This is a genomic window from Nocardioides sp., assembly GCF_035429765.1.
Taxonomy (GTDB): domain Bacteria; phylum Actinomycetota; class Actinomycetes; order Propionibacteriales; family Nocardioidaceae; genus Nocardioides.
The window spans coordinates 1-8,626 of the sequence record NZ_DAOMFK010000131.1; the positions used below are offsets into that span (position 1 = coordinate 1).

An 8,626-nucleotide genomic window follows, 5' to 3' on the forward strand; every position below is an offset into this window, starting at 1 on the left:
TGGGCCGGCACCGGACGAGGCGGCTGGACCGGAGCGCCTGCGCGTCCCGTTCGGGACCGACCCCGACGGCGTACCGGTGCGGCTGGACCTCAAGGAGGCCGCCCTGGGCGGGACGGGACCGCACGGCCTGGTCGTGGGCGCCACCGGGTCGGGCAAGTCCGAGCTCCTGCGCACGCTGGTCCTCGAACTCGCGGTGCGGCACACCGCCGAGGAGCTCGCGCTGGTGCTGGTGGACTTCAAGGGCGGCGCCACGTTCGCCGGGCTCGCCGGGCTGCCGCACGTCGCCGGCCTGATCACCAACCTCGCCCGCGACCTGACCCTGGTCGATCGGACCCGGGAGGCGCTGGAGGGGGAGCTGCTCCGCCGCCAGGAGCTGCTCCGCACGGCGGGTGACCTCACCTCGGTCCACGAGTACCAGGAGCGCCGAGGGAAGGACGCCGACCTGCCGGCCCTGCCGTCCCTGCTGGTCGTGGTGGACGAGTTCTCCGAGCTGCTGTCCGCGCGCCCGGAGTTCCTCGACCTCTTCACCACGATCGGGCGGCTCGGCCGCTCCCTGGGGCTCCACCTGCTGCTGGCGGCCCAGCGACTCGACGAGGGCCGGCTTCGGGGCCTGGAGTCACACCTGTCCTACCGGATCGGGCTGCGGACGTTCAGCGCCGCCGACTCCAGGGCGGTGCTGGGGGTGCCGGACGCCCACGGACTCCCGGCCAGCCCCGGGTACGGCTACCTGCTGGCCGGAGCGGGTCCGTTGCAGCCCTTCGTGGCGACGTACGTCTCCGGGCCGGCGACGCCGTCACCGGCGCGCGAGGGCCTCGGGCGGGTGCTGCCCTTCGCAGCGGCCCTCGTCCCTCCCGAGGGCACGGACCGGCCGGACGCGCCGGTGGGGTCGCTGCTCGAGGAGACCGTGCGCCGGCTGGCCGGGCCGGGTCCGTCGGCACGCCGCATCTGGCTGCCCCCGCTGGACCGGCCCGACACCCTGGGCGACCTGCTTCCCGCGCCGGCGGACCTCGGGGCTGCCCCGCGGCCGACCGGTCTGCTGCGAGTCCCCGTCGGCACCGTGGACCGGCCCCGCGCGCAGCGCCGCGAGCCCCTGGTGCTGGACCTGGCGGCCGGTCACGTGGCGGTCGTCGGTGGCCCGCGCTCCGGGAAGACCACGGTGTTGCGGACCGTGGTCGCCGCGCTGTCCCTGACCACCACCCCGGAGGAGAGCCAGGTCTTCGTGCTCGACCTGGGAGGCGGAGGGCTGGCGGCTCTCGCCGGGCTGCCGCACGTCGCCGGGGTGGTCGGCCGGGGCGACCCCGACCAGGTGCGCCAGGTGGTCGACCAGGTCCACCGGCTGCTTGGCCGGCGCGAGGGTCTCTTCCGCGACCAGGGCATCGACTCGGTCGAGGAGTACCGGCTCCGGCGGGCCCGCGGTGAGGTCGACGACGGGTACGGCGACCTCGTCCTGGTCGTCGACGACTGGGCCGCGCTGCCCGCCGAGACCCGCGCCCCCGACGGGCCGCTGCAGGAGCTGCTGGGGCGGGGCCTAGGCCTCGGGCTGCACCTGGTGGTGGCCGCTACCCGGTGGGCCGACCTGCGGGCCGGGGTGCGTGACCTGCTCGCCACCCGCCTCGAGCTGCGCCTGGGCGACCCGCTCGACTCGACGGTGGACCGCCGCCTCGCTGACGGGGTCCCGCCCGGTCGACCCGGGCGCGGCCTCACCGCGGACGGGCTGCACGTCCTCACCGCCCTGCCCCGCATCGACGGTGACCCCGACCCGGCCACCCTGGGCGTGGGCACTGCCGACCTGGTCGACCGGGTCGCGAAGGCGTGGCCGGCGAACGCGGCACCGAGGCTGCAGCTGCTGCCGGAGCAGGTGGCGCTCTGCGACGTACGCCGCAGTGTGCGGGGCGCGGCCTCCGGACCCGCGCTCCTGCTCGGGGTGACCGAGGGCGAGCTGGACGCCGTCGGTCTGGACGTGGGCGCCGACCCGCACCTTCTTGTGCTGGGTGAGGCCCGCTCGGGTCGGACCTCGGTGCTGCGCTGCTGCCTGCACGAGCTGCAGCGGACCCGGACACCCCGGCAGGCGCAGGTGGTCCTGGTCGACTACCGAGGCTCGCTCCTGGACGAGGTCGCCGAGGACTACCTGCTCCACCACCTCACCTCCGCCGCTGTGGCGGGGCCGGTCCTCGCCGACCTCGCCAGCCACCTGGCCGGTCGCCTGCCCGGCCCGGAGGTGCCGGCCGCGCAGCTGCGCGAGCGCTCGTGGTGGCGCGGCCCCGAGGTCTTCCTCGTCGTCGACGACTACGAGCTCGTCACGGCCGGGCGACCCTCCCCGCTCGGACCGCTCCACCCGCTGCTGGTCCAGGCCGCCGACGTGGGCCTGCACCTCCTGCTCGCCCGCCGTACCGGTGGCGCCGGGCGGGCGCTGCTCGACCCGGCGCTCCAGGCGCTGCGGGACCTGGACAGCCCCGGGCTGCTGCTCCCGGGAAGCCCGGAGGAGGGCCCAGTCCTCAGCGGGCTTCGGCCGCGCCCAGGCCGCCCGGGTCGGGGACGACTGGTCGCTCGCGCCGGGGTGCAGGTGGTGCAGTGCGCCTGGACCGTCCCGGCGGGGGCGGAAGGACCGAGCCCCGCCCGGGAGGGGCCGTAGTGCGGTGGATCCCGGTCTCCCCTGGTGGCTGCGACCCACCGCACCCGACCACGCCGGCCGCCGGCGTACGCCCCACCAGCCCCACCCGTCAGCCCGCGCGCGGCAAATTCGCACTTCGCACGGGTTGCTTCCCCCCACAGATGCTGGATTCACCGCCCGGGCGGGAATCCAGCGAACCCCAGCAGCGAACCCTCAGCGACGCCCGGACTTGAACATCCCCCGGGCGATCTCCCGGGCCGCCGTGCGCACGAAGTCCTTGAACGCGCCGGACTCGACGACGTCGCGGACCAGTCCCCCCTCCTCGCGCGCGGGGGGCCGGTCCGCCTTCTGCGGGGTGGTGGGCCGGGCCTCCTCCTTCGCCCGGGCCTCCTCCTCCGCCTTGCGGGCCCCCTCCTCCAGCCGCGCCGCGAGCTTCTCCCGGGCCGACTCGCGGTCCACCGCCTCGGCGTACGTCGCGTAGCGGGGGCTGGCCGTGACCGCGGCCGCCATCGCGGCAGGGTCGGCCGGGCCCATCAGCGACTCGGGCGCGCGCAGCCTGGTCCAGGCCACCGGGGTCGGGGCACCACGCTCGTTCATCACCGTCACCACCGCCTCGCCGATGCCCAGGCTCGTGATGACCTCCCCGAGGTCGGGGTACTCCGACGTGGGGTAGGTGTTGACCGTCTGCTTCAGCGCCTTCGCGTCGTTGGGGGTGTGCGCCCGGAGCTGGTGCTGGATCCGGGAGCCGAGCTGGGCAAGCACCTCGTCGGGAACGTCCGTGGGGCTCTGGGTCACGAAGAACACGCCCACCCCCTTGGAACGGATCAGCCGCACGGTCTGGGCGATCTGGTCGAGGAAGGCGTCGGAGGCCTCACGGAAGAGCAGGTGCGCCTCGTCGAAGAAGAAGACGAGCTTGGGCCGGTCGACGTCACCGACCTCGGGCAGGTCGTGGAACAGGTCCGCCAGCAGCCACATGAGGAACGTCGAGAAGAGCGCCGGGCGGTCCTGGAGGTTCGGCAGCTCCACCAGGCTGACCAGGCCCCGGCCGTCCGGGGCCAGCTGCAGGAACTCCCGCGCCTCGAACTCCGGCTCCCCGAAGAACGCGTCGGCCCCCTGGTCGGAGAAGGCGATCAGCTCGCGCAGGATCACCCCCGCGGTGGCGCTGGAGAGGCCACCGAGGTCCTTCAGGTCCGCCTTGCCCTCCTCCGAGGTCAGGTGCGCGACGACCGCGCGCAGGTCGGGCAGGTCCAGCAGCGGCAGGCCCGCCTTGTCGGCGTAGTGGAACACCAGGCCGAGGCTGGACTCCTGGGTGTCGTTGAGCCCCAGGACCTTGCTCAGCAGCATCGGCCCGAAGGCGCTGACCGTGACCCGCAGCGGGATGCCGGTCCCCTGCCCGCCGAGGGCGTAGAGCTCCACCGGGAACCCGGTGGACGTCCACTGCTGGCCCACCGAGGACGCCCGCGCGGTGATCTTCTCGTTCGGCTGGCCCGGCACGCTGAGCCCCGACAGGTCGCCCTTGATGTCGGCGGCGAACACCGGGACACCCTGCGTGCTGAGCTGCTCGGCGAGCAGCTGCAGCGTCTTGGTCTTGCCCGTGCCGGTGGCGCCCGCGACCAGACCGTGCCGGTTGAGCATCCCCAGGGGGATCTTGATCCGGACGTCGGACAGCGTCGTCGCGTCGAGCATCAGCCCGCCCAGCTCGAGGGCGGGGCCGTCGAACCGGTACCCGGCCGCCACCGCCGCCGAGAGGGGATCGGGCTCGGTGGGGGTCGCGGCGGCGCTGTCGGTCATGCACGAGAGCCTAGTCAGCCGGCCCCTGGCTACACTCCCAGCGTGATCTTCAAGCGCATCGGCGAGGGCCGGCCCTACCCGGATCACGGGCTGGACCCGCGGGCGTGGGCGAAGCTGCCGCCTCGTCAGGTGCGCCTGGACCAGCTGGTCACCACGAAGGACACGCTGCACCTGGCGGCGCTGCTGGACGAGGACTCCACCTTCTACGGCGACCTGTTCGCGCACGTCGTCCAGTGGCAGGGTGAGCTCTACCTGGAGGACGGGCTGCACCGTGCCCTCCGGGCCGCGCTGCAGCAGCGCAACGTGCTGCACGCCCGGGTGCTCACGATGGGGGACTGATGCCGGAGGCGATGAAGTCCGGGGTCACTCTCGTCTCGCTGCTGCTGTTCACGTTGGCCGGCGCCATCTGGGGGTGGCACGCGCTGACCCGGCCGCTGCCGGGCTCGGCGGAACCACCGCTGTGCCGGGACAGGACCGTCACCGAGGGCAGCCGGCTCCACCCGGACCAGGTCACGGTGAGCGTGTACAACGCCAGCGAGCGGGCCGGTCTGGCCGGCTCGACGCTGGACGCGCTCGGGGAGGCCGGCTTCGGCGCCGGCGAGCACGGCAACGCCCCCCGCGGGACACAGGTGGAGCGGGCCCAGATCTGGGTGGACGACGTGGACGGTCCCGCCGCGGCCCTGGTCCGCTCCTACCTCGGCAGGGGCACCCCCGTCCGCGAGGGTCCGACCCTGGGCCCGGGTGTGGTCGTCGTCCTGGGCGCCAAGTTCGAGGGCATCGGCCGGGGCCGCCCGTTCGTCGTGGTCCGTGCCGACGCCACCGTGTGCAGCCCGACCGGGTAGCTCACCCGTCGTCCGGGTCGGCGCCGATCCACTTGGCCAGCCGGCCGCCCGCCGAGACCTGGCGCAGTCGTCTCTCGGTGGCCGCGCGGAGCAGCCGGGGGGTGACCACCAGCAGGTCGTCGCCCTGGTGCAGCACGGTCCGCCGCTCGGGGACGAAGGTCATGCCGCCCCTGACCACCATGGCCACCGAGACGCCGGTCGGCAGCCGGAGCTCCCCCACCTCCACCCCGTGCATCTTGGAGGTGGGGCTGATGCTGACCTGCAGCAGGTCGGCCGCCACCCGCTCCAGCGGCGCAGCCTCCACCTCCAGCCCGCGCGGCTGGGCCACCTGCGCCACGCCGAGCAGGCGGGCGGCCAGCGGCAGGGTCGGCCCGGTCAGCAGGGTGTAGATGACCACCATCACGAAGACCAGGTCGAAGAGCCTCTCGGCTCCCGTCACTCCCGCAGCCAGCGGGATGGTCGCCAGCACGACCGGCACCGCACCGCGCAGCCCGGCCCAGGAGAGGAAGGCGATCTCCCGGGCGGAGAGCCGCTGCCCCAGGCTGCTGACCACGACCGAGACCGGACGGGCGACCAGGGTGAGGATCAGCCCGGCCGCCACCGCCATCCCCACCGTGGTGAGGGTGATCTGGCCGGGCGAGAGCAGCAGCCCCAGCATCACGAAGAGCCCGATCTGGGCCAGCCACGCCACCCCCTCCACGAAGGACCGGGTGGCGCCGCGGTGCGGCAGGCGCTTGTTGCCGAGCACGAGCGCGGCGAGGTACACGGCGGCGAACCCGGAGGCGTGGGCCGCCGACGCGACGCCGTAGGCCAGCAGGGACAGGCAGAGCGCGGACAGCGGGTAGAGACCGGAGGCGGGCAGCGCGACCCGGCGCATCACCCAGGCACCGGCGTACCCGACCGCGACCCCCACCGCCGCCCCGAACGCGAGCTCGTAGACGACGATGCCGAAGATGCCGGCCGGGCTGAGCTCGGTGAACGCACCGGCCGAGATCAGCACGACCACCACGACTGTCGGGGCGTCGTTGAGCCCGGACTCCGCCTCCAGCGCCCCCCTCAGCCGCTGCGGCAGCGGCACCACCCGCAGCACCGAGAACACCGCAGCCGCGTCGGTCGGCGAGGTCACCGCCCCGAGCAGGAACGCCAGCTCCCAGGACAGACCCAGCAGGTAGTGGCCGCCGAAGGCCATCACCACGATCGACACCGCGACGCCCAGCGTCGCCAGGACCAGGCCCAGCCGCATCGAGCCGCGGATCTCGTGCCAGTTGGTGGTGAACCCCCCCTCGGCGAGGATCAGCGCAAGCGCCGCGAAGCCGAGGGCGTGCGCGAGCTCGGCGTTCTCGAAGGGGATCCCCAGTCCAGACTCGCCGAGCAGCACACCCATCAGCAGGTAGACCAGCAGGCTCGGCAGGCCAGCGCTGGAGGACAGCCGCACCGCCAGGATCGCCAGGAAGGTGACCGCGGAACCCACCAGCACGAAGGTGTCGAGCTGGTGGACGTCGAAACTCATGTGCTCCTCAGACGAGGGTCTCCGGTCGCCAGCGATCCTATCGGCCGGCCCGGCCGCGCCAGCAGGCACAATGCCTGTCATGAGCAGGTACGCCGTCGCCAGCCGCGCCGCCGTTCCGCCCTTCCACGTGATGGACCTGCTGTCGGTCGCGCAGGAGCGGCAGCGCACCCACGGCGACATGGTGAACCTGGTGGCGGGCCAGCCGATGACCGGCGCGCCACGCCCGGTCCGTGACGAGGCGATCCGGCTGCTGGAGAGCGGCGACCCGCTCGGGTACACCGTCGCCACAGGGATCCCCGAGCTGCGGGAGGCCATCGCGGGCCACCACCGGCGCCGCCACGGCGTGGAGGTCGGCGCCGACGACGTCGTGGTGACCACGGGCTCCTCGGGCGGCTTCCTGCTCGCGTTCCTCGCGGCCTTCGAGGTGGGCGACAAGGTGGCGATGGCCCGGCCCGGCTACCCCTGCTACCGCAACGTGCTCACCGCGCTGGGCTGCGAGGTGGTCGAGATCCCGACCGGCCCGGAGACCCGGTTCCAGCCCACGGTGGCGCAGGTGGAGGCCCTGGGCCCGATCCAGGGGCTGGTCGTCGCCTCGCCCGCGAACCCCACCGGCACCATGCTCCTGCCCGAGGAGCTGGCCGCGCTCGCCCGCTGGTGCGAGGAGCACGGCGTCCAGCTGGTCTCCGACGAGATCTACCACGGCATCGAGTACGCCCCGCTCGACGGGCACCCGGCGCTGGCCCGCTGCGCCTGGGAGTCCTCTCGCGAGGCCGTCGTGTTCAGCTCGTTCTCGAAGTACTTCTCGATGACCGGCTGGCGGATCGGCTGGATGCTGGTCCCCGAGCGGCTGCGCCGGGCGGTCGACGTGCTCACCGGCAACTTCACGATCTGCCCACCGGTGATCGCCCAGCGGGCCTGCCTGGCCGCGTTCACCGAGGAGTCCTACGCCGAGCTCGACGGGCACGTCACGCGGTACGCCGCCAACCGTCAGCGCCTGCTCGAGGGGCTGCCGGCGCTGGGCCTGGACCGGCTGGCCCCGGCGGACGGGGCCTTCTACGTCTACGCCGACATCGGCCACCTCACCCAGGACTCGATGGCCTGGAGCCACCGGCTGCTGGCCGAGACGGGCGTGGCCCTCGCGCCCGGGATCGACTTCGACACCGTGGTCGGCGACCGGTTCGTCCGGTTCAGCTTCGCCGGCCGGCCCGAGGAGGTCGAGGAGGGGCTGGCCCGGCTGTCCACATGGCTGCCCGGGTGAGGTCTCGCCCCGTCGCGGACGCCACGACGGCGCTGCTCGACGGTGAGCCGCCGGAGCTCAGAGGTCGGCCAGGGCCACGGCCGGGTCGGCCAGCCGGTCCGGGCTGACCGTCCGGCCGAGCAGGCCCCGCAGGGTGTCGTTGACGTCCCAGACGTTCACGTTCATCGCGGCGGTCAGCCGCTGCCGGTCGTCCTGCCAGAACACCAGGAACTCGCCGCTCCGGGTGTCGCCGCGGAGGACGACGCGGTCGTCCGGGCCGTGGTGGCCGACGTACTCCATGCCGAGGTCGTACTGGTCGGTGAAGAAGTACGGCGCCCAGTCGTACACCTCCTCGCGGCCGAGGATCGTCGCGGCCGCCAGCCGGCCCTGCCGGATCGCGTTGTCCCAGTGCTCCACCCGCAGCGAGCGGCCGAGGGTCGCGTGGCGGGCGTTGGCCACGTCGCCGGCGGCCAGCACGGCGGGGTCGCTCGTGCGCAGCCGCTCGTCGACGACGACACCGTTGTCGACCGCCAGGCCGGCCGCGGCGGCCAGCTCGGTGTTGGGCACCGCCCCGACCGCCACCAGCACCAGGTCGCCGGCCACCGGGCCGCCGTCGGTGTCCTGCACCACGCCGT

General features: G+C 74.1%; 7 protein-coding genes. 4 read left to right on the plus strand and 3 right to left on the minus strand.

Annotated features, from left to right (window positions below):
• Nucleotides 1-2,632: type VII secretion protein EccCb (gene eccCb, locus PLP61_RS11970; protein WP_324502947.1), on the plus strand; the 2,632-nt coding region annotated here is incomplete at its 5' end.
• Between the two features lie 192 nt (nt 2,633-2,824).
• Here eccCb and PLP61_RS11975 read toward each other — a convergent pair.
• Entirely contained in the window at nt 2,825-4,402 is a 1,578-nt protein-coding gene (locus PLP61_RS11975; RefSeq protein WP_324502948.1) for a helicase HerA-like domain-containing protein, read from the minus strand.
• Between the two features lie 42 nt (nt 4,403-4,444).
• Between PLP61_RS11975 and PLP61_RS11980 the strand changes: the two genes are divergently transcribed.
• Nucleotides 4,445-4,741 (plus strand): type II toxin-antitoxin system VapB family antitoxin, encoded by a 297-nt coding sequence (locus PLP61_RS11980; protein WP_324502949.1) that lies wholly within the window; start codon nt 4,445-4,447, stop codon nt 4,739-4,741.
• Complete coding sequence (locus PLP61_RS11985; RefSeq protein ID WP_324502950.1) at nt 4,741-5,244, plus strand: LytR C-terminal domain-containing protein; 504 nt, start codon at nt 4,741-4,743, stop codon at nt 5,242-5,244. The genes PLP61_RS11980 and PLP61_RS11985 overlap by 1 nt, the downstream gene beginning before the upstream one ends.
• Nucleotide 5,245: 1 nt before the next feature.
• Here PLP61_RS11985 and PLP61_RS11990 read toward each other — a convergent pair whose 3' ends face one another.
• Nucleotides 5,246-6,754, minus strand: coding sequence for a potassium/proton antiporter (locus tag PLP61_RS11990; protein ID WP_324502951.1), 1,509 nt, complete (start codon nt 6,752-6,754; stop codon nt 5,246-5,248).
• A 79-nt stretch (nt 6,755-6,833) separates the two neighbouring features.
• Here PLP61_RS11990 and PLP61_RS11995 point away from each other — a divergent pair, with 79 nt between their 5' ends.
• A complete protein-coding gene (locus PLP61_RS11995) occupies nt 6,834-8,012 on the plus strand; it encodes a pyridoxal phosphate-dependent aminotransferase (RefSeq protein ID WP_324502952.1) in 1,179 nt (392 codons plus the stop codon).
• Nucleotides 8,013-8,069: 57 nt separating this feature from the next.
• On the opposite strand, the gene PLP61_RS12000 is transcribed toward PLP61_RS11995, so the two are convergent.
• Nucleotides 8,070-8,626: FAD-dependent oxidoreductase (locus tag PLP61_RS12000; RefSeq protein WP_324502953.1), on the minus strand; the 557-nt coding region annotated here is incomplete at its 5' end.